23 protein-coding genes are annotated in these 20047 nt (G+C 55.5%); 6 read left to right on the top strand and 17 right to left on the bottom strand.

All coding sequences use genetic code 11. The features are described from left to right. Window positions 1-37: 37 nt before the first annotated feature. From fusA to fkpA, 8 genes are all read right to left on the bottom strand, one after another. Window positions 38-2152, bottom strand: coding sequence for an elongation factor G (gene fusA / locus AFL22_RS21815; protein ID WP_010253020.1), 2115 nt, complete (start codon window positions 2150-2152; stop codon window positions 38-40). Between the two features lie 90 nt (window positions 2153-2242). Beyond that, window positions 2243-2713 carry a 30S ribosomal protein S7 gene (gene rpsG / locus AFL22_RS21810; RefSeq protein WP_003852909.1) on the bottom strand — a complete coding sequence of 157 codons (471 nt, stop codon included), beginning with the start codon at window positions 2711-2713 and terminating at the stop codon, window positions 2243-2245. Window positions 2714-2809: 96 nt separating this feature from the next. Further along, window positions 2810-3184 (bottom strand): 30S ribosomal protein S12, encoded by a 375-nt coding sequence (gene rpsL, locus AFL22_RS21805; RefSeq protein WP_003852912.1) that lies wholly within the window; start codon window positions 3182-3184, stop codon window positions 2810-2812. A 124-nt stretch (window positions 3185-3308) separates the two neighbouring features. Next, the gene (gene tusB, locus AFL22_RS21800) at window positions 3309-3596 is read right to left on the bottom strand and encodes a sulfurtransferase complex subunit TusB (RefSeq protein WP_033768100.1); all 288 of its coding nucleotides are present in this window, start codon (window positions 3594-3596) and stop codon (window positions 3309-3311) included. A 9-nt stretch (window positions 3597-3605) separates the two neighbouring features. Continuing rightward, window positions 3606-3965, bottom strand: coding sequence for a sulfurtransferase complex subunit TusC (tusC, locus tag AFL22_RS21795; protein WP_010253027.1), 360 nt, complete (start codon window positions 3963-3965; stop codon window positions 3606-3608). Beyond that, on the bottom strand, window positions 3965-4351 hold the full coding sequence (gene tusD, locus AFL22_RS21790) for a sulfurtransferase complex subunit TusD (RefSeq protein ID WP_010253028.1): 387 nt from the start codon (window positions 4349-4351) through the stop codon (window positions 3965-3967). The genes tusC and tusD overlap by 1 nt, the downstream gene beginning before the upstream one ends. Continuing rightward, window positions 4351-5073, bottom strand: a complete 723-nt coding sequence (locus tag AFL22_RS21785) for a transcriptional regulator (RefSeq protein ID WP_010253029.1) — start codon at window positions 5071-5073, stop codon at window positions 4351-4353. The genes tusD and AFL22_RS21785 overlap by 1 nt, the downstream gene beginning before the upstream one ends. A 166-nt stretch (window positions 5074-5239) precedes the next feature. Further along, window positions 5240-6085, bottom strand: coding sequence for an FKBP-type peptidyl-prolyl cis-trans isomerase (fkpA, locus tag AFL22_RS21780; protein ID WP_010253030.1), 846 nt, complete (start codon window positions 6083-6085; stop codon window positions 5240-5242). A 269-nt stretch (window positions 6086-6354) separates the two neighbouring features. Here fkpA and AFL22_RS21775 point away from each other — a divergent pair, with 269 nt between their 5' ends. Next, window positions 6355-6573, top strand: coding sequence for a SlyX family protein (locus AFL22_RS21775; protein ID WP_010253031.1), 219 nt, complete (start codon window positions 6355-6357; stop codon window positions 6571-6573). Window positions 6574-6668: 95 nt separating this feature from the next. Here the strand turns inward: AFL22_RS21775 and slyD are convergent, their stop codons facing one another. From slyD to kefG, 4 genes are all read right to left on the bottom strand, one after another. Then, window positions 6669-7235: a peptidylprolyl isomerase gene (slyD, locus tag AFL22_RS21770; protein WP_010671583.1), complete on the bottom strand. Its 567-nt coding sequence runs from the start codon at window positions 7233-7235 to the stop codon at window positions 6669-6671. Between the two features lie 197 nt (window positions 7236-7432). Then, window positions 7433-7627, bottom strand: coding sequence for a YheV family putative zinc ribbon protein (locus AFL22_RS21765; protein WP_010253033.1), 195 nt, complete (start codon window positions 7625-7627; stop codon window positions 7433-7435). 23 nt (window positions 7628-7650) lie between these two features. Next, entirely contained in the window at window positions 7651-9456 is a 1806-nt protein-coding gene (gene kefB / locus AFL22_RS21760) for a glutathione-regulated potassium-efflux system protein KefB (RefSeq protein ID WP_052272163.1), read from the bottom strand. Next, window positions 9457-10008: a glutathione-regulated potassium-efflux system ancillary protein KefG gene (kefG, locus tag AFL22_RS21755; RefSeq protein ID WP_010253037.1), complete on the bottom strand. Its 552-nt coding sequence runs from the start codon at window positions 10006-10008 to the stop codon at window positions 9457-9459. It abuts the gene before it with no gap. A gap of 112 nt (window positions 10009-10120) precedes the next feature. Here kefG and AFL22_RS21750 point away from each other — a divergent pair, with 112 nt between their 5' ends. Next, window positions 10121-12025 carry an ABC transporter ATP-binding protein gene (locus tag AFL22_RS21750; protein WP_010671582.1) on the top strand — a complete coding sequence of 635 codons (1905 nt, stop codon included), beginning with the start codon at window positions 10121-10123 and terminating at the stop codon, window positions 12023-12025. Between the two features lie 32 nt (window positions 12026-12057). Here AFL22_RS21750 and tauD read toward each other — a convergent pair whose 3' ends face one another. From tauD to tauA, 4 genes are read right to left on the bottom strand one after another with little or no spacing between them, the layout of a single operon-like run. After that, a complete protein-coding gene (gene tauD, locus AFL22_RS21745) occupies window positions 12058-12897 on the bottom strand; it encodes a taurine dioxygenase (RefSeq protein WP_033785674.1) in 840 nt (279 codons plus the stop codon). Further along, a complete protein-coding gene (gene tauC / locus AFL22_RS21740) occupies window positions 12894-13721 on the bottom strand; it encodes a taurine ABC transporter permease TauC (protein WP_010253046.1) in 828 nt (275 codons plus the stop codon). Before tauC ends, tauD begins: the two co-directional genes overlap by 4 nt. Then, entirely contained in the window at window positions 13718-14485 is a 768-nt protein-coding gene (tauB, locus tag AFL22_RS21735; protein ID WP_010253049.1) for a taurine ABC transporter ATP-binding subunit, read from the bottom strand. The genes tauC and tauB overlap by 4 nt, the downstream gene beginning before the upstream one ends. Window positions 14486-14494: 9 nt before the next feature. After that, window positions 14495-15472 (bottom strand): taurine ABC transporter substrate-binding protein, encoded by a 978-nt coding sequence (tauA, locus tag AFL22_RS21730; protein ID WP_010253052.1) that lies wholly within the window; start codon window positions 15470-15472, stop codon window positions 14495-14497. Window positions 15473-15708: 236 nt separating this feature from the next. Here tauA and AFL22_RS21725 point away from each other — a divergent pair, with 236 nt between their 5' ends. Further along, window positions 15709-16689 carry a LacI family DNA-binding transcriptional regulator gene (locus tag AFL22_RS21725; RefSeq protein ID WP_052272162.1) on the top strand — a complete coding sequence of 327 codons (981 nt, stop codon included), beginning with the start codon at window positions 15709-15711 and terminating at the stop codon, window positions 16687-16689. Between the two features lies 1 nt (window position 16690). Here the strand turns inward: AFL22_RS21725 and AFL22_RS21720 are convergent, their stop codons facing one another. Further along, the gene (locus tag AFL22_RS21720) at window positions 16691-17293 is read right to left on the bottom strand and encodes a LysE family translocator (protein ID WP_052272161.1); all 603 of its coding nucleotides are present in this window, start codon (window positions 17291-17293) and stop codon (window positions 16691-16693) included. Between the two features lie 57 nt (window positions 17294-17350). Between AFL22_RS21720 and AFL22_RS21715 the strand changes: the two genes are divergently transcribed. From AFL22_RS21715 to AFL22_RS21705, 3 genes are all read left to right on the top strand, one after another. After that, window positions 17351-18367: a hydrolase gene (locus AFL22_RS21715; RefSeq protein WP_052272160.1), complete on the top strand. Its 1017-nt coding sequence runs from the start codon at window positions 17351-17353 to the stop codon at window positions 18365-18367. A gap of 4 nt (window positions 18368-18371) precedes the next feature. Next, window positions 18372-18590, top strand: coding sequence for a YheU family protein (locus AFL22_RS21710; RefSeq protein WP_010253066.1), 219 nt, complete (start codon window positions 18372-18374; stop codon window positions 18588-18590). A gap of 61 nt (window positions 18591-18651) precedes the next feature. Continuing rightward, a complete protein-coding gene (locus tag AFL22_RS21705; RefSeq protein WP_010253068.1) occupies window positions 18652-19521 on the top strand; it encodes a phosphoribulokinase in 870 nt (289 codons plus the stop codon). The last annotated feature ends 526 nt before the right edge of the window (window positions 19522-20047 follow it).

The raw sequence follows: 20047 nt of genomic DNA, 5'->3' as shown, positions 1-20047 counted from the left end.
TCTGGGTGAAGGCATCAGTTCAAATTTAAACCGTAGCTTATTTGCTACGAGCTTCAATAACGGCCTGCGCTACGTTGTTTGGCGCATCGTCATACTTCAGGAACTCCATGGAGTAAGAAGCACGACCTTTGGTCAGAGAACGCAGCTGAGTTGCGTATCCGAACATCTCAGACAACGGAACTTCAGCGTGAATCTGAACGCCAGTAGCGTTAGATTCCTGCCCTTTGAGCATACCACGACGACGGCTAAGGTCACCGATGACATCACCCGTGTTCTCTTCTGGCGTTTCAACTTCAACCTTCATGATAGGCTCAAGCAGAACAGGTGTCGCTTGTTTAAAGCCTTGTTTGAAGGCAAGAGACGCGGCCAGTTTAAACGCCAGTTCTGAGGAGTCGACATCGTGGTAAGAACCGAAGTGCAGACGCACGCCCAGATCCACAACCGGGTAACCAGCCAGAGGGCCTGATTTCAGCTGCTCCTGGATACCTTTGTCAACCGCAGGGATGTATTCACCAGGAATCACACCACCTTTGATGTCGTTGACAAATTCGTAGCCTTTCGGGTTCGAACCTGGCTCCAGTGGGTACATGTCGATAACAACATGGCCATACTGACCACGACCACCAGACTGCTTGGCGTGTTTACCTTCAACATCGGTAACTTTGTTGCGAATCGCTTCACGGTAAGCAACCTGTGGTTTACCCACGTTTGCTTCAACGTTGAACTCACGCTTCATACGGTCAACGATGATGTCGAGGTGCAATTCACCCATACCGGCGATGATGGTCTGGTTAGATTCTTCATCAGTCCATACGCGGAATGATGGGTCTTCTTTTGCCAGACGGCCCAGAGCCAGACCCATTTTTTCCTGGTCAGCTTTGGTTTTTGGCTCAACGGCGATAGAGATTACCGGCTCCGGGAACTCCATGCGCTCAAGGATGATGACGTTATCTGGGTCACACAGGGTGTCACCAGTGGTCACATCTTTCAGGCCGATCGCAGCTGCGATATCACCCGCACGAACTTCTTTAATCTCTTCACGCTTGTTAGCGTGCATCTGAACGATACGGCCCAGACGCTCACGGTTTGACTTAACCGGGTTGAACACGGTGTCACCCGTGTTAACAACACCAGAGTAAACGCGGAAGAAGGTTAAGTTACCCACGAACGGGTCGGTAGCGATTTTGAACGCCAGTGCAGCAAACGGCTCGTTGTCATCAGAGTGACGAACAGCCGGCGTGTCTTTACCGTCGTCCAGCATACCGTTGATCGCGGTAACGTCAGTCGGTGCTGGCAGATATTCAACAACTGCATCCAGCATCGCCTGAACACCTTTGTTCTTAAATGCAGAACCACAGGTTACCAGGATAATTTCGTTGTTCAGAACACGCTTACGCAGAGATGTTTTGATCTCTTCTTCAGTCAGTTCTTCACCACCGAAGAATTTCTCCATCAGCTCATCAGAGCCTTCAGCAGCGGCTTCAACCAGCTTCGCATGCCATTCTTCAGCCAGTTCCTGCATATCAGCTGGGATATCTTCGTAGACGAAGGTTACACCCTGGTCTGCGTCGTTCCAGTTGATTGCTTTCATTTTCACCAGGTCAACAACACCGGTGAATTTCTCTTCTGCGCCGATAGCCAGCTGCAGAGGAACTGGAGTTGCGCCCAGACGAACTTCCATCTGTTTAACAACTTTCAGGAAGTTAGCACCCATGCGGTCCATTTTGTTAACGAACGCAATGCGTGGAACTTTATATTTGTTAGCCTGACGCCATACGGTCTCAGACTGTGGCTGAACGCCACCAACTGCACAGTAAACCATTACCGCGCCATCAAGCACACGCATAGAACGTTCAACTTCGATGGTGAAGTCAACGTGTCCTGGGGTGTCGATAATGTTTACGTGGTGTGGTTCAAACTGCTTGGCCATACCAGACCAGTAACAGGTGGTCGCAGCGGATGTGATGGTAATACCACGTTCCTGTTCCTGCTCCATCCAGTCCATGGTTGCTGCGCCGTCATGTACTTCACCGATTTTGTGGTTTACACCGGTGTAGAACAGAACGCGTTCGGTAGTGGTAGTCTTACCGGCGTCGATGTGCGCACTGATACCGATATTACGGTAGCGGGCAATGGGTGTTTTACGAGCCATTTGATTCCTCTGATTCTCGGACGTTCAAGGTAAGTCGACCCCAGCGGGTTGGCTGATTGAGCGCCCGCTGGTTTAACAACTACGTGGTGATTACCAACGGTAGTGTGCGAACGCCTTGTTGGCTTCTGCCATGCGGTGAACGTCTTCACGTTTCTTAACTGCTGTACCTTTGTTCTCTGCAGCATCAGAAAGTTCGTTCGCCAGGCGAAGAGCCATTGATTTATCACCGCGTTTACGAGCAGCATCTACGATCCAGCGCATTGCCAGAGCATTACGACGAACCGGACGGACTTCTACTGGTACCTGATAAGTAGAACCACCAACGCGACGTGACTTAACTTCGACAGTCGGACGCACGTTTTCCAGGGCTACTTCAAAAGATTCCAGCGCGTTTTTACCTGAACGCTGAGCCAGGGTCTCAAGCGCGGTATAAACGATTGATTCTGCAGTAGATTTTTTACCATCTACCATCAGGATATTTACAAATTTGGCCAGCAGCTCTGATCCGAACTTAGGATCTGGCAGAATTTTACGCTGACCAATGACGCGACGACGTGGCATGGAAATACTCCGTTGTTAATTCAGGATTGTCCAAAACTCTATGAGTTTATTTTGACATTTAATTTAAAACGTTTGGCCTTACTTAACGGAGAACCATTAAGCCTTTGGCTTCTTCACGCCGTACTTGGAGCGAGCCTGCTTACGGTCTTTAACACCTGAGCAGTCAAGCGCGCCACGAACGGTGTGGTAACGCACACCTGGCAGGTCTTTTACACGACCGCCACGGATCAGGATCACGGAGTGTTCCTGCAGGTTATGACCTTCACCACCAATGTAGGAGGTAACTTCAAAACCGTTGGTCAAACGCACACGGCAGACTTTACGCAGTGCGGAGTTTGGTTTCTTAGGAGTGGTGGTGTACACACGAGTACAAACGCCACGTTTTTGCGGGCAAGCTTCCAGCGCCGGCACGTTGCTCTTTGCAACTTTGCGGACGCGTGGTTTGCGAACCAGCTGGTTAACTGTTGCCATTAAATAGCTCCTGGATTTGCTTTTGCTTCGTAAACACGTAATAAATCACCTCGTAGAATTACGAGGAGGCAGAATTTTAGGGCTGAGTCAAAGGGGTGTCAAGAAATAACCAGGTTTTAGCCGATTACCAGACCATTTGTTGCTGATGCCTGATCGTTAGCGTGACAAACCCAGTATAGTCTACTGACTGCACACGAGTCGAAATTTGTCCAGCGAGACCGCGAGCCTGGACATCTTCGTCCAGCACCCAGAGCGTCGCTTCGCTCTCTGACAGTCGCATCAATGCGTGGCTGCCAGCTATAGCGGCCAGCACACCATCCTGCAACAGCAGCAGGTCATCACCCGCACCCGCCATTAAAAGCAGGCTCTCAAGGTCACAGTGTGCCGGTGAGTGCAGTAACGTATGCAGCATTAACGTCTCTTAAAAAGTAAGAATGCGATCGTAGCTGGCCAGCGTCTGTCGCAGTGCCGGCGCGTCCAGTAGCGTAACATCCAGCAACCGGTCAGCGTCAACCTCTAATCCACGCGCTATCAGCGATGTCCGGCAGAGATAGCAGTGTTCAATCTCATACAGTGCCAGCACGCCAAAGGTCGCGGCATAGTGACGGCTCTTAATCGTCTCAGGTTGCTGGTGCAGATTAAGCTGCAGCACGCCATCACCGATAAAAAACAGGCCGATATCCTCACTGAGCGCGCCCGTGGCCAGCGCGGCATCCAGCCCTTCACGTCCTGCGCTGCTGCCGTGCGGCGCCCGGGTAAAGACAAACGCGACCCGATTCATCAGAACTGCACCATGCGTTCACAGCTCAGCGCCGCTTCCGCCAGCGCGCCCAGCCCACTCAGGGTAAAGCCCGGCTGCAGGTTACTGCCCGCCAGCTGGAGTCGTGCCGCTTCCTGCTGGTCGCTGACGCCACGACGCAGCGCGGCCGCCACACAAATATTCAGTGCCACACCCTGCTCCTGATGCAATGTCTGCCATGCGCGCACCAGATCAAACTCATCACTGGCGGGCGACGTCAGTTGGTTAGCGTTCAGCACCCCTTCGCGATAGAAGAAAACGCTGTCAAGCTGATGGCCTGCCGTCAGCAGTGCGCGGGCAAACAGCCAGGCACTGGTCGCCTGTTGCGTACCGTAAGCCGGGCCGGTGACCAGCAGGGTGTAACGCATTACCGCTCCTGCCCCTGGAAGTCGCCATTTTTAAACTGACGGATATAGAGATAGACGGTGTGTTTGGAAATATTCAGCCGATCGGCCACCTGGTTGATGGCATCCTTGATGTCGAAGATCCCCTTCTCATACAGGTTCAGCACAATCTGACGATTCTTGGCGTTGTTCGATACATTACGGTCAGCACTCACCTCTTCAATGGTGAACTCCAGCGTCTGCATCACCAGATCGTCTACCGAACTGGCGAAGTTGACGTTGGAGTCAACCTGCTGCATCTCGGGCGGCATAAAGGTCGACATGATCTGTGAGAATGGCACATCAAGGTTCATGTTGATGCAGAGCAAGCCAATGACCCGCTGCTGACGGTTACGAATCGCAATCGTGACCGATTTCATCAGCACGCCGCTTTTGGCACGTGTGAAGTAGGCACGGGAGACATTACTGTCCGCGCCATGCATATCATGCAGCATACGCAGGGCTAAATCGGTAATAGGCGAACCGACTTTACGTCCAGTGTGTTCACCATTAGCGATACGCACGGCCGAACACTTAAGATCTTCAAGCGAATGCAGGACAATTTCACAATGCGAACCGATCAACATCGCCAGGCCATCTACGACAGCCTCGTACGATTTCAGAATATCGTAATCACTTTGTTCGAACGGGCGCTGCTCCAGAAGATCGAAGTCGCTCAGTTCACCCGGATTGAATGGATTAGACATTGAAGAGTATCACCCTGAATGGCTGGAGCCTGTCACAGCGGCTTATGGGCAGACTCAATATTGGGATAATTAGGCAGGCATTAGTCTGGCAAATGTCGTCGGCTTATGCCAGAGGTTTGTCGTGAAGCCGAAATGAAACCGCCGCCCGGAGGCGGCGGTCAGCAGATTACTGCGCTTTTTCTGCAGCAGCAGGCGCTGGAGCCTGTGCTTTTTCATCTGCCTTTGGCGCTGGTTTGATATCAAGCAGCTCGACATCAAACACCAGGGTGGAGTTAGCCGGGATGCCCGGAACGCCATTTTTGCCGTAAGCCAGATTTGGTGGGATCACCAGCTTGATCTTGCCGCCTTTCTTCACGTGCTTCAGACCTTCAGTCCAGCCCGGAATGACACCATCCAGACGGAATGAAAGTGGCTCGCCACGGGTATAAGAGTTGTCGAATTCAGTACCGTCAATCAGCGTCCCTTTGTAGTTTACCACTACAGTATCGCTGTCTTTAGGTGCGTCGCCGGTACCCTCTTTCTCAACTTTATACAGCAGGCCGCTTTCGGTTTTCTTCACGCCGCTCTCTTTAGCAAATTTGGTTGCGTAAGCTTCGCCCTTTTCAGAGTTCTCTTTCGCATCTTTTTCCATTTTCGCTGAGGCTGCGCCTTTCACGCGGCCTTCAAAGGATTGCAGCGTCTGCTCAATCTCTTCATCAGAGAGTTTGCTCTTGCCACCAAATGCATCCTGAACACCAGCGATCAGCTGCTGCTTATCCAGTTTGATGCCCAGTTTTTCCTGCTCCTTCAGGGAGTTGTCCATGTAGCGACCCAGCGAAGCACCCAGCGCGTAGGCGGACTGCTGGTCTTCATCTTTGAAGGCAGCATTTTTCGGTGCCTGAGGCGCAGACTGTGGCGCGGCGGCTGGTGCAGCCTGTGGCGCCGCAGCGGTATCTGCCGCCATTGCCAGCGGAGCATTCAGCGCAACAGCCATGGTGGTAGCTAACAATGTGACTTTAAACAGTGATTTCATCCATTCTCCAAAACCGAAGCGTCTAACCTCGGGAAACATTGCGGACTTCAGGGTCCACACTATAACTTTACGTGGCAGTGTCGAACACTCCCACAATGTAATTACCCGGTTAACCTCCGACCTTTATAACATCGGGAAGTTTCATCAGAGATGATGCCGCGCTGCCTTTTTTCAAGCGCAACGCCTCCGGGCGTGAAAAAAACAGGTGATTCCTGGCATTCAGATCGTAGAATCACGCTCCGAGTCGCACCTTAACAGAGGAACAGGTCATGCAACAATCTGAGTGGGAACAGCGTCTGGAGACGCTGGAGAGCAAACTGGCCTTTCAGGAGATGACTATCGATCAGCTGAACAGCGCGGTCGTTCAGCACGAGCTGGAGATGAATAAGATGCGTGAGCAGATGCGCATTTTAACCGACAAGCTCAAAGCGAATGCGCCATCGATCGTCGCCTCACAATCTGAAGAGACGCCACCACCGCACTACTGATCGCGGGCTATCTGGCCCCGGCTTATCCGGGCAGAACCAGAATGCGCGCCAAAAGAAAGGCCACCCGAGGGTGGCCTTGAAAGGTCTGTTGAGACTTAGTGGCTGCAGCCGCAGCCGCCAGTGCCACAACCGCCTTTACCCTGATCATGGTCGTGGTCGTGATCATGGCCGTGATCGTGGTCATGATGATGGCCATCTGCACCGTGAACATGGCCATGAGCCAGTTCTTCCGGCGTGGCTTCGCGGATAGCAACCACTTCAACGTTGAAGTTCAGGTTCTGACCCGCCAGCATGTGGTTACCATCAACCACGACGTGATCATCTTCCACTTCGGTGATTTCTACCGGTACCGGGCCCTGATCGGTTTCTGCCAGGAAGCGCATGCCAACCTGCAGTTCGTCAACGCCCATGAAGACGTCTTTAGGAACGCGCTGCACCAGGTTATCGTCATACTGACCGTAGGCATCGTTTGCCGGGATATGCACGTCAAACTTGTCGCCGGCAATGTGGTTTTCCAGCGCATTTTCCAGACCAGAAATCAGGGAACCATGACCGTGCAGGTAGTCTAACGGTGCACTCACCGGTGACTCGTCAACTAACACGCCGTCTTCTGTACGTACCTGATAGGCCAGGCTTACCACCAGGTCTTTTGCTACTTTCATGATATCTCCTAACCGTTGAGAGCTGAGATCCCGTCTCATTGGTCTATTCTTTCGTGCAATAACACCAACCAGAAAGGTTCGGGGCTGAGTACAAGAGGGTTTTCACTTTCTCTTGCGACTACAGCGTTAATTGCGACAATTGTAACGGAATTCAATCCCGCTGTAAGTCCAGGCGTAAAAAAAGCTGCGCCATTCCGCTACTCAGGATGAAAAATACCGATAACCTGCTCATTAGTGCGAACCTGATCGCGCGCCTGCTTATCGGCCTCACGCATCTGGTGACCACACTTCACGCACTCCACCACATCGACATTATTTTCACGCCACATTGCCAGCGTGTCCTTCTCCTGGCAGTGCGGGCATGTCGCACCAGCAATAAAACGTTTACGCATTAGCTTCTGCCTGTTTAAAGAGGTTATTCATCATCGTCCCAGCCGTCGATCTGCCGCTTTTCGCGCTGCATTTCGCGCTGGAAGATATCTTCCAGTTCACGCCGCGCTTCACGGACGCGCGAAGCCTGCGCGCTTTCAGAGAGATTGGGCATCAGCTCGCGCAGCATCCGCATATCAAGATGGCGGAAATACTGCTGGGCGCGGTGCGCCTGATGCGGATGCATCCCCAGCGTCATCAGCGTTTTACGTCCCAGCTCCAGCGCACTGGAGAAGGTCTCACGCGAGAACTGCGTGACGCCCGCCTGAAGCAGTTCATGCGCTTCTACACGGCCCCGGGCGCGCGCCTGAATCTGCAACTGCGGAAAATGCTGCTGGCACAGATGTACAATCGTCATCACATCTTCGGGCTCGTTACAGGTGATCACAATCGCCTGAGCGCTGGCCGCACCGGCTGCCCGCAGCAACTCCAGTTCAGTGGCATCGCCGTAATAGACCTTATAGCCATATTTCCGCATCAGACTGACTGCACTGATGTCGCGCTCAAGCACGGTGATGCGTTTGTTATTCGCCATCAGCAAACGACCCACCACCTGCCCGAAGCGACCAAAGCCCACCACAATCACCTGCGGCTGATCGTCTTCGACAAAGTGTTTCTCTGCCTCGTCATCCGGCTCATTGAAGCGGCGTGCCAGCAGACGATCGATTCCCTTCATCAGCAGCGGTGTGGTCATCATCGACAGGGTCACCGTCACCAGCAGCATCGGCAGTTGATCGCCAGAGAACAGCTTTGCCGAGGAGGCCGCTGAAAAGAGCACAAAGGCGAACTCGCCCCCCTGACTCAGCACGCCAGCAAACTGCTGCCGCTCAGAGCTGCGCAAGCCATAAATGCGCGCCAGCAGATAGAGCAGCAGCGTTTTCACCGCCACCAGCGTCACGACACCCAGCAGGATGGTCACAATATGGGTATAGAGCACACCGAGGTTGAGCGCCATGCCAACCGAAATAAAGAACAGGCCCAGCAGTAAACCTTTAAACGGGTCGATGGCGACTTCCAGCTCATGCCGGTACTCGCTCTCTGCCAGCAGGATCCCGGCAATAAAGGTCCCCAGCGCCATCGACAGACCCAGCGCATCCATAAACAGCGCCGAGCCCAGCACCAGCAGCAGCGAAGCGGCGGTAAAGACTTCGCGCACGCCCGACGCAGCGATGTAACGGAAGATAGGCCGCAGCAGATAGCGTCCGCCTACCAGCATGCCGGCAAACGCCAGTACTTTCATGCCGACCTTCATCCAGTCGATATGACCGCTGTCGGTTCCGGCCAGCAGCGGGATCAGCGCCAGGGCTGGGATCACCGCGATATCCTGAAACAGCAACACCGAAAAGCCCAGTTGCCCCGCTTCGCTGCGATTCATGCCTTTATCCATCATCAGCTGCAGGGCCATGGCGGTCGAGGACATCGCCAGACCAATGCCGCCAATGATCGCCGCCTGCCAGCTAAAGTTGGTCAGCCACAATAAGCCGCCCAGAATCGCCGCTGAGAAGATCACCTGCGCCGCGCCGACGCCAAAAATGGAGCGGCGCAGCGCCCACAGCTTTGCCGGGTTCAGCTCCAGCCCGATAATAAACATCAGGAACACCACGCCGAGCTCAGAGAAGTGCAGAATCTCGTCGACGTCGCTGATAAAGCCTAATCCCCACGGGCCGATAGCGATACCCGCCACCAGATAACCCAGAACTGCACCAATACCGAGGCGCGCCGCCACCGGTACAATCAATACCGCCGCGACCAGATAAATCACCCCGGCGGTCAGCAGCGTTTGCCCTTCCATCTATACCCCTCCATTCGGCAGCGGTGCCGCCAGCCAGTCGCCATAGGCGCGGGCGTAATTTTTCATTAATTCAGGACTCTGACGACGCGCCCAGTAGACGATCATCGGCGGCATCCAGTGCATACGGCACATCTGCGCGGTCAGCTCAAAAGGACGCATAATGTCATTGAGCGAATAGCGGTTCAGACCCTGATGTCTGAAGGCACTTTCCGGTTCTCCGGTGGTGACGACACTGCGCCAGTACTTTCCTTCCAGCGCATTGCCATCCACGCCATTGGCGAAACCGCGCGACAGAACCCTGTCCAGCCACTCTTTCAGCAGCGCCGGACAGCTATAGGTATAGAGCGGATGCTGAAAAATGATGACATCATGTTCACGCAGCAGCTGTTGTTCATGGTGAATATCGATAAAAAAATCCGGATAGGTTGCGTACAGATCGTGCACGGTAACGTGTTCCAGTGCCTGAGCCGGCTGCAGCAGAATCCGATTGGCGATCGAATCCTGTGATTCCGGATGAGCATAAAGCAGCAAAACCCTGGGTGGCTGCGACATCCTTTCCCTCCAAAGCGTCGTCATTGGTGCGGTTTTCCGCTACCATGCACGACGCAGCAAAATCTCATTATGTTGCCAGTAAATTAACATATTCTGACGATACGGCGCTTACATGATTGTCTTCTCAGCCTTACAAATTCGCCGCGGCATCCGCGTCCTGCTCGACAATGCCACCGCCACCATTAATCCCGGCCAGAAGGTCGGGCTGGTGGGTAAAAACGGCTGTGGAAAATCCACGCTGCTGTCGCTGTTAAAAGGTGAAATCACCAGCGATGCCGGTACCGTCACTTTCCCCACTCACTGGGCGCTGGCCTGGGTGAATCAGGAAACCCCTGCGCTGGATAAAGCCGCGCTGGAGTACGTGATTGATGGCGATCGCCAGTTTCGCCAGCTTGAAGCAGAACTGGCGGACGCCAATCTGCGTGACGATGGCAATGCCATCGCGCTGCTGCATGGCAAGCTGGACGCGGTGCAGGCGTGGAGCATCCATGCGCGCGCCTCAAGCCTGCTGCATGGTCTGGGCTTCAGTCAGGAACAGTTGCAACGCCCGGTCAGCGACTTCTCGGGTGGCTGGCGCATGCGCCTCAACCTGGCACAGGCGCTGATTTGCCGTTCCGATCTGCTGCTGCTGGATGAACCGACCAACCACCTCGATCTCGATGCGGTGATCTGGCTGGAGCGCTGGCTGAAGAGTTATGAAGGCACGCTGATTCTGATTTCGCACGATCGTGACTTCCTCGATCCCGTCATCGACAAAATTATTCATATCGAACAGGAGTCGATGTTCGAATATACCGGCAACTACAGCTCCTTTGAGCGGCAGCGCGTCGCCAAACTGGCTCAGCAGCAGTCGCTGTATGAGAGCCAGCAGGAGAAAGTGGCGCACCTGCACAGCTACATTGATCGCTTCCGCGCTCAGGCCACCAAGGCGAAGCAGGCGCAGAGCCGCATCAAGATGCTGGAGCGCATGGAGATGATTGCACCCGCCCATGTCGATAACCCGTTCAGCTTCACTTTCCGCAAGCCGGAGAACCTGCCTAATCCGCTGATGAAGATGGAGAAGGTCACTGCGGGTTATGGCGATCGTATTATTCTCGACGCCATCAAGCTCAACCTCGTCCCCGGCTCGCGCATCGGCCTGCTGGGACGTAACGGTGCCGGTAAATCGACCCTGATTAAGCTGCTGGCGGGTGAGCTGGAGGCGATGGACGGCAAGATGGGTCTGGCGAAAGGGATCAAGCTCGGTTACTTCGCCCAGCATCAGCTGGAGTATCTGCGAGCCGATGAGTCACCGCTGCAGCATCTGTCGCGTATTGCGCCTGAGGTGCTGGAACAGCAGCTGCGCGACTATCTGGGCGGCTTCGATTTCCGCGGCGATAAAGTCACTGAAATCACTGAGCGCTTCTCCGGCGGAGAGAAAGCGCGACTGGTGCTGGCGCTGATTGTCTGGCAGCGCCCTAACCTGCTGCTGCTGGATGAACCCACCAACCACCTCGATCTCGATATGCGCCAGGCGCTGACCGAAGCGTTGATCGACTTCGAAGGTGCGCTGGTCGTGGTATCGCACGACCGACATCTGCTGCGCGCGACCACCGACGATCTCTATCTGGTGCATGATGGCAAAGTGGATGTGTTTGAAGGCGATCTCGAAGATTATCAGAAGTGGCTGAGCGATCTGCAGAAGCAGCAGGCGCAACAGGATGCCGCGCCGAAGCAGGATAACGGCAACAGTGCCCAGGCGCGTAAAGACCAGAAGCGTCGTGATGCTGAACTGCGCACCCAGACGCAGCCGCTGCGCAAAGAGATAGAGAAGCTGGAAAAGCAGATGAGCAAATGGCAGAGCCAGCTGGCCGAAGCCGAAGCTCAGCTCTCAGACAGCGCTATCTATGAACAGAGCCGTAAAGCGGACCTGACCACCGCGCTGCAGCGTCAGGCGGAGAGCAAATCTGCGCTGGAAGAGGTGGAGATGGCGTGGCTGGAAGCGCAGGAACAGCTCGAACAGATTATGGCCTCATAAAAAAATCTCCCCGCTCGCGGGGAGATTCTCTTTTAACGGGGTTTATCGCCCAGCACCGTTGCCCGCTGCATAATGCGCCGGGCAGGATAGTAATCAGCATTGGCATAATGCTGCGTGACCCGATTATCCCAGATAGCCAGATCGTCTGGCTGCCAGCGCCAGCGCACCTGAAACTCCGGTTTGGTGGCGTGCGCAAACAGAAAGCCCAGCACCGCATCACTCTCTTTCTCGCTTAAATCGACGATCCGCGTGGTAAAGCCCTCATTCACAAACAGCGCTTTTTTGCCGCTGACCGGATGGGTGCGGATGACCGGATGCTGCACCGGCGGATGTTTTGCTACCGCCTGCTGCCAGCGCTGATGCTCGTCCTCGGTTTTGCGGTACTTATACTCCTGGAATGACTTTTTGAAATCATGCTCGGCATGGAGACCTGCCAGCAGCTGCTTAAAGGGTTCAGAGAGCGCTTCGTAAGCCGCAATGCCGCTGGTCCAGAGCGTGTCACCCCCCGACTCCGGTAACACCTTCGAGGCCAGCAAGGCGATCGCTGGCGGCGTATCAATAAAGGTGACATCGGTATGCCAGTTGTCATTATCTGGCGGATTATCCTGATGGGTATCCAGCACGATAATCTCCTCGACGCCTTCCGCATGCGGATAGACCGGATGGATGTGCAGATCGCCAAAGCGGATTGCCAGCGCGCGGTGCTGTTCCGGCGTTATTTTCTGGTCACGCAGAAACAGCACCTGATGACGCAGCAGGCCATGATAAAGCTGCTCAAACTGAGCATCACTCAATGGGCGAGACACATCCAGGTTTGAGACCTGCGCGCCAATGTACGGGCCAAGCGGGGTAAAACTGAGACGTTCGTTCATGATTGTTCTCCACTCCAGGGCGTCAGACGGCGCTGCAACGCGCGGAGCCCGAGTTCTAAGCTAAAAGCAATAAAGGCAATTACCGCGATACCCGCCAGCACCACATCGGTGGCGAGGAATTCTCCTGCTGATTGCACCATAAAACCCAGACCCCGCGTGGCGGCAATCAGCTCAGCGGCCACCAGCGTTGACCAGCCAACCCCCAGACCGATGCGCAGACCGGTGAGGATCTCCGGCAACGCGCCTGGCAGAATCACCCAGCGCAGCAGTTGCCAGCGATTAGCCCCCAGCGAGCGAGCCGCACGAAGTCGGACCTGCTGCGTGTTACGCACACCGGCCAGGGTGGAGAGCGTCACCGGCGCGAAAATCGCCAGATAGATCAGCAGGATTTTCGAGGTCTCTCCAATGCCGAACCAGATCACCATCAATGGCAGATAGGCGAGTGGCGGAATCGGGCGATAGAGTTCAATCAGAGGATCGAGCAACCCGCGAGCGACCGGGCTGAGGCCCATCAGGATCCCTACCGGAATGCCGATGGCGGCAGCGGCAGTCAGCGCAATCAGCATTCGTGTCAGGCTGGCGGCCAGATGCTGCCACAGCGTGGCATCCATAAAGCCCTGCGCGCTGGCAATCAGCAGCAGCTTGCTTAACACCTGCTGCGGCGACGGCAGGAACAGCGGGGCAATCAGGCCCAGCGCGGTCACGCCCCACCAGAGCAGCAACAGCAGAGAGAGACTCAGCATGCTCAGCGTAAAGGCGGTTGAAAACGGCCAGCGCAAACGACGGCGCACCGGCAGAGACTTGTCATTGATGAGTGCACTCATGCAAACGCCTCCCGCTGATCAAATACCCGGCTCAGCACATACTCGCGCTGGGCGATAAACTGCGGATCGGATTTGATGCTGCGGCACGACTCTCCCGCGGCAAAGCGCTGACCAAAGCCAGGACGCAGCCGCTCTACGATGCGGCCCGGTCCTGGCGACAGCAGAATCAATTCGCTGGCCAGGAAAATCGCCTCTTCTATGTCGTGCGTAATCAGCAGAATCTGTTTACCGCTGTCGCGCCACAGCGTCAGCAGCAGGGTTTGCATCTGCTCGCGGGTAAAGGCATCCAGTGCCCCGAAAGGCTCATCCAGCAACAGCAGTTGTGGATCCGTGGCCAGCGCGCGCGCAATGCCCACCCGCTGACGCTGACCGCCGGACAACTGCCAGATGGCGCGCTTTTCCGCGCCCTCCAGCCCCACCTGCCTGATTAACCGGCGGGCAATCGTATCGCGATCCGGGCGTGACATCCCCGCCAGCTGCAGGCCAAAGGCGACGTTATCCAGCACGTTGCGCCACGGCAGTAATCCTTCATGCTGAAACACCACGCCGCGCTCCGCACCAGGCCCGGTCACCGGCTGGTTATCCAGCGTGATGCTGCCCGACTCCACCGGCAGGAAACCGGCAACCAGATTGAGCAGTGTGGTTTTGCCGCAGCCGGAGGGGCCGAGCACCACCAGTAGTTCATGGCTATCCAGTTGCAGATTGATATCCTGCAACACCGGCTGTCCGGCATAACGGGCATTAAGGTGAGCGATGCGCAGCATAGTGCCTCCTTAAGGTTTAACTAATGGCTCGACGAAACGGGAGGTCACATAGCTGCTGTAGTCGTTATCCGCCTGCGGCACCCGGCCCTGTGCTTTCAGAAACTGCGCGGTATCGACGATCGCTTTATTGACCGGTTTGCCCAGTTGCTCAACCTGCTGCTGCGCCGTGAGGTAGGTATTGCCCTTCACCAGACCGGGCACCTGTGCTTCCGGCACACCGCTGAGGCGAGAGAGTTTGCTGAGGTTATCGGACTGCTTCAGCCAGCTGTCGGGGCTGTTCAGGTAGGCCTGCTGCGCGTCAAGCGCGCTGCGGGCAAAAGCAGTCACGATCTCCGGATGCTGCTGAGCAAAATCTTTGCGTACCACCCAGACATCCAGCGTCGGCGATCCCCAGCTTCCCACTTCCGCAGAGTCGGTTAACACCTTGCCCTCTTTTTCCAGCTCATTAACCGCCGGTGCCCAGACGTAAGCGCCATCAATGTCGCCACGCTGCCAGGCAGCAATAATCGCTGGCGGCTGCAGATTGACCAGCTGTACCTGTGACGGTTTGATGCCCCAGTGTTTCAGCGCAGCCAGCAGGCTGTAGTGGGTGGTAGAGATGAACGGCACCGCGATGCGCTTGCCAATTAAATCTTTGGGCGTGGTGATGTTCTTCTTCACCACCAGCGCTTCAGAGTTGCCCAGCTGAGAGGCGAGTAAAAAGGCTTCAATCGGCAGCTTCTGCGCCGCCGCGACCGCTAACGGGCTGGAACCGATATTGCCAATCTGGACGTCACCGGACGCCATCGCACGTAATACCCCGGCGCCGCTGTCAAACTTGCGCCAGTCAACGCTGGCCCCGCTCTCTTTCGCAAAGCTGTTGTCAGCCTGCGCCACTTTCGCCGGCTCAGCCGAGGTCTGGTAAGCCACGGTGACATTGACCGCATCAGCCCGAAACGCCAGCAGCGCCAGCGCTGCGGCTAAAAAAGTTAAACGTGTTGCTGCCATGATAACTACCCCACCGTTTTTATAGTGGAGGCAGTGTCTCTGCGCGCTATAGTTTCATAAAGGAATTAAAAATTATCCCTAATAGAAATAAGTTCTTAGATCACTATCTGCAAAACTAAGTCAAAAATCGCAAATGCTGAAAATAGCTAAAGTAAGCAAAAATGTCAGGCGCTCACATTGTCCCTGTGCTATTCATATGCGTTCCCAATTATTGCCTGTTAAGGTTTCTGAATCCGATGTCGATCGAGAAAGTCGCTCAGCTGGCTGGCGTCTCCAAAGCCACGGTATCGCGGGTTCTCAACGCGCATCCCGGCGTGAAGCCCGATACGCGTGAGAAAGTTCTGGCGGCAATCTCTGCCTGCGACTATCAGCCCAACTTACTGGCGCGTCAGCTGCGTACGTCGCAAAGCAACATGCTGCTGGTGCTGATTTCGGATATCACCAATCCCTTCTGTTCACGCGTGGTTCAGGGCATCGAGGCCGAAGCGGAACTGCACGGCTATCACATCCTGCTCTGTAACTCCGCCTCGCAGCTCCAGCGTGAAGCCGCCTATCTCTCCCTGCTGACCGGAAAAGTGGTGGATGGCGTAATTACTATGGATGCGGCCTCCGGTTTACAGGATTTGCAGGCGCTCATTGCCGGGGCGCCCTGGGTACAGTGCTGCGAATTTGATCCGGATATCCCCGCCTCCTCGGTCAGCATTGATCACCTTGAAGCCGCGCGCGACACCGTCCACTACCTTGCCGGTAAAGGGCGTAAACGCATCGGGCTGATCAATGGCGACATGCGTTACCTTTACTCACATCATCGTGAAAAGGGCTACCGGCAGGCGATTGAGGAGCTGGGGTATGCGTGGTCCGGCGTCTCCTACACTTACGAAATCTCCTGTGAGGCGGGCAGTAAGGGACTAAGGGAGTTGATGGCGCTGCCGGAACCGCCGGATGCGGTGTTCGCGGTTTCAGATGTGCTGGCGGTAGGCGTGGTGCATGCGGCGCTGGAAGCGGGCTTGCGCGTGCCGGAAGATCTGGCGGTGGTCGGGTTTGATGGCGTGTCGTTTACCCGCAGCCTGAATCCGCCGCTGACGACCATCGAGCAGCCGATGAACCAGCTGGGCGCGCGTAGCGTGCAATTGCTGCTGCAAAAGATCCGCAATCCTAATGCGCCAGTCATCCGCGAGGTGCTGCCGTGGACGCGCGTTGAACGCGCATCCAGCTAACTTAGTGCCAGATTAACAGCACGCAGGCAGCGGTCAGCAGCCCCATGGCGAGGTTAAAGATTTTCCAGGCGCGACGGCTGCGCAGAATGCGGCCGATCATCGCACCAAATCCCATCCAGATAACACCCGACATCAGATTAACCAGAAACATGCCGATGCTTATCGCCATCACTGAATGGCGATACGCGTCACCGGCCAGGCTGAAGCTGGCGACCGCGCCCAGCGCCATCAGCCAGGCCTTGGGATTGATCAACTGTAACAAGCCGCCCTGCCAGAAGGGCATCGGCGCATCCGGCGCCTGATCGGTTTCCAGCTTCTCATAACTGGCGGTAGCGATTTTCCATGCCAGCCAGAGCAGATAGAGGCTACCGGCGATTTTCAGCACCAGGTGAAGCGAAGGATAGAGCAGGATCAGCCCGCCGACGCCAAAGGCCACCATCAGCAGCATCACCTGCATTCCGATCATGATGCCAATCATCAGCGGAATGGTGCGCATAAAGCCAAAATTAGCGCCCGAGGCGGTGAGTAACATATTATTAGGCCCGGGCGTAATGGCCGCGACCCAAAGAAATCCCAACATTGATAAGAAAAGACTCAGTTCCATGGCAATCGGGTACTCCTTACCCTGCAAGAAAAAACTTATCGAAGCTAACAGTGTGATATGGAACAGACAAGCTTTTACCACATGAAATTTACCGGACCGGAAAACGAGCACTTCACGCCTCCTGAGAGTCTGCGTAATGCGCACCTGCAGACCCTGCTGCCGCGCCTGCTACGTCGTCGTATCACGGGCGATCCCCACTGGCAGCGTCTCGACCTGCCGGATGGCGACTTCGTCGATCTCGCCTGGAGTGAAGATCCGCAGTTTGCGCAGCATAAACCGCGCGTGGTGCTGTTTCATGGGCTGGAGGGCAGTTTTCATAGCCCCTATATTCATGGACTGATGGCGATATGCCGTGCGCGCGGTTGGCTGGCGGTGGTGATGCATTTTCGCGGCTGCAGCGGCGAACCGAATCGGCTCAACCGCATCTATCACTCCGGCGAAACCGAAGATGCCCGTTTTTTTCTGCACTGGCTGCGCACCCGCTGGGGCCGCGTGCCCACCGCCGCGGTCGGTTTCTCGCTGGGCGGTAACATGCTGGGCTGCCTGCTGGGCCAGCAGGGCGCAGCCGCTGAGGTAGACGCGGGTGTCATTGTCTCCGCTCCGCTTCTGCTGGAGCCCTGTAGCCTAAAACTGGAACGCGGCTTCTCACGCGTCTATCAATACTATTTGCTGGCGCAGCTCAAGAAAAATGCCCGCCGCAAACTGCACGCCTGGCCGGATACACTGCCGGTCAATCTGGCGCAGCTGAAAGCGCTACGTCGACTGCGCGATTTTGATGATGCCATTACCGCCCGCGCCCACGGTTTTCTGGATGCGGCCGATTACTATCATCGTGCCAGCGCCATGCCCTGGCTGAAGCACGCAGAGAAACCGCTGCTGATCATTCACGCCAAAGATGATCCTTTTATGAGTGATGAGGTGATCCCGCACAGCAGCCAATTATCTGCCACTATTACTTATCAACTGATACCACACGGCGGCCATGTAGGTTTTGTTGGTGGGACATTACGCCAGCCTGAAATGTGGCTGGAACAGCGTATCCCCCAGTGGATCGCCCCTTTTCTGGATAACTGATCTCGTGATTATTCCCTGGCAACAGGTCTCACCTGAGACCCTTGAAAATCTGATTGAAACCTTTGTGCTGCGAGAAGGCACGGACTATGGCGAGCAGGAACGCAGCCTGATCGACAAGGTGGCCGATGTGCGACGTCAGCTGGAAACGGGTGAAGTGGTACTGGTGTGGTCGGAACTGCACGAATCGGTCAATATCATGCCGCGCAAAGAATTTCGTGGCTGATGCACCCAACGGCATTTCGTGTTAACAATGCCTATTGCCCGACCTCACAGGGAGCTTTTCTATGTCTGCACGTCATCCCATTATCGCGGTGACTGGTTCCAGCGGCGCAGGGACCACCACCACCAGCGTGGCGTTTCGCAAAATCTTTCAGCAGCTCGATCTTCATGCGGCGGAGCTGGAAGGTGACAGTTTTCACCGCTTTACCCGCCCTGAAATGGATATGGCGATTCGTAAGGCGCGCGATTTAGGACGTCATGTCAGCTACTTCGGCCCGGAAGCCAATGACTTTGGCCTGCTGGAGCAGAGCTTTAAAGAGTATGGTCAGAGCGGACAGGGCCAGTCGCGTAAATATCTGCATACCTACGATGAAGCGGTGCCGTGGAATCAGGTGCCCGGCACCTTTACGCCGTGGCAACCGCTGCCGCAGAACACCGATATTCTCTTCTACGAAGGGCTGCACGGCGGCGTGGTGACGGCGCAGCACAACGTAGCAGAACAGGTTGATCTGCTGGTTGGCGTGGTGCCGATTGTGAATCTGGAGTGGATACAGAAGCTGGTGCGCGACACCGGCGAGCGCGGCCATTCACGTGAAGCGGTCATGGATTCGGTAGTGCGCTCGATGGAAGATTACATCAACTTCATCACACCACAGTTCTCACGCACTCACCTCAACTTTCAGCGCGTCCCGACGGTCGATACCTCAAACCCGTTCGCTGCCCGCGCTATTCCGTCACTGGATGAGAGCTTTGTGGTGATCCACTTCCAGGCGCTGGAAGATATCGACCTCCCCTACCTGCTGGCGATGCTGCAGGGCTCGTTTATCTCGCACATCAATACGCTGGTAGTGCCTGGCGGCAAAATGGGTCTGGCGATGGAGTTGATCATGGGTCCGCTGGTGAAGCGGCTGATGGAAGGTAAGCGGATAGAGTAAGAGGCCAGCAAAAACCGCTCTGAGAGCAGATGTCTTTCATAAAGATGGTAAAACTGGCTTTCCTGCGGCTAAAGACTTACCGCTGAGCAGGCTTCAGGGAGCATACACCTTTCGCAAAGACGCAAAACCGCCATCCCTGGCAGGCTCAGCGCGGGCCATCCCTGGCCCGCGATGCTTTGCTACAGGTATATGCTCCCTTCGCTTCACGTCCGGCAACCGCATCCGGTTTCAGGAAGGTCGCTACAGACAACGCCTGGGCAGAAAGAATCTGGCAGCAATAGATAAGTTCAACACGCTGGGAACCGGGTCAGAAGAGGAAAGCGTCCCGCGCCTGGGACAAAAACGCCGGGAGCGTTTTTGAACAACGCAACGCGTTGGCCCGGCTACGGGCGCACCTCAGGGATGAGGTGCGTAATCGCGCGGGCCGAGCATGCCATGGATGGCGGTTTTTGCGTCTTTCCGATCTGACCCGGTTCCCTGCGCAGGCACAGTCTGACAGCGGACCAAACCAGATCTTGCAGATGAA

It is taken from the genome of Pantoea sp. CFSAN033090, assembly GCF_001264395.1.
Lineage (GTDB): Bacteria > Pseudomonadota > Gammaproteobacteria > Enterobacterales > Enterobacteriaceae > Pantoea > Pantoea agglomerans.
Note: the sequence above shows the minus strand (reverse complement) of the source record. Positions and strands in the feature narration are given on the sequence as shown.